Annotated in this window: 1 protein-coding gene; it reads left to right on the forward strand. The window is 57.4% G+C overall.

Features of this window, described 5'->3' with window-relative positions:
* Positions 1–401, forward strand: a 401-nt coding sequence (locus ACYVG7_RS00440; RefSeq protein ID WP_460881290.1) for an IS66 family transposase, incomplete at its 5' end; no start/stop codon positions are given.
* Positions 402–582: the final 181 nt, after the last annotated feature.

A 582-nucleotide genomic window follows, 5' to 3' on the forward strand; every position in this document is an offset into this window, starting at 1 on the left:
CCTGGCTGGACAATAACGTCGGCAAGGTGATGAAAGGCTCGCTGACGAGAAAGGCGATGGAATACACGCTGGGGCAGTGGCCCCATCTGGTCGGCTACTGCGAGCGGGGTGATCTGCACATCAGCAATGTGTTGGCGGAGAACGCGATCCGCCCGTTCGCCGTGGGGCGCAAGGCCTGGTTGTTCGCCGACAGCGCGCAAGGCGCCAAGGCCAGTGCAACCTGCTACTCGCTGCTGGAGACAGCCAAAGCCAATGACCTGGAGCCATCAGCGTATATCAACCATGTGCTGGCGCAGATCGGCGAGGCCGATAGCCTGGAAAAACTCGAAGCCCTGCTACCATGGAACGTCCCGCTGGAGCCCATTGCAAAAAAAGTGGCGCAATACAACGAAGGCAAGTAGGTCGATTTAGCGGCGCTTACGCCTGAACGAAAACTTCAACGGATTGCTGCGACAGTACATCCCGAAGGGGACTGATTTGAGAACCCTTACGAACGAAGAGGGCGTTGTTGCTCAAATCAGGGAACTATCCCGCAGTTTGGTGATCTGATCTCTTAGGTTCACCACCGGGAGCGCCAGATGG

This window comes from Pseudaeromonas pectinilytica, assembly GCF_054780855.1.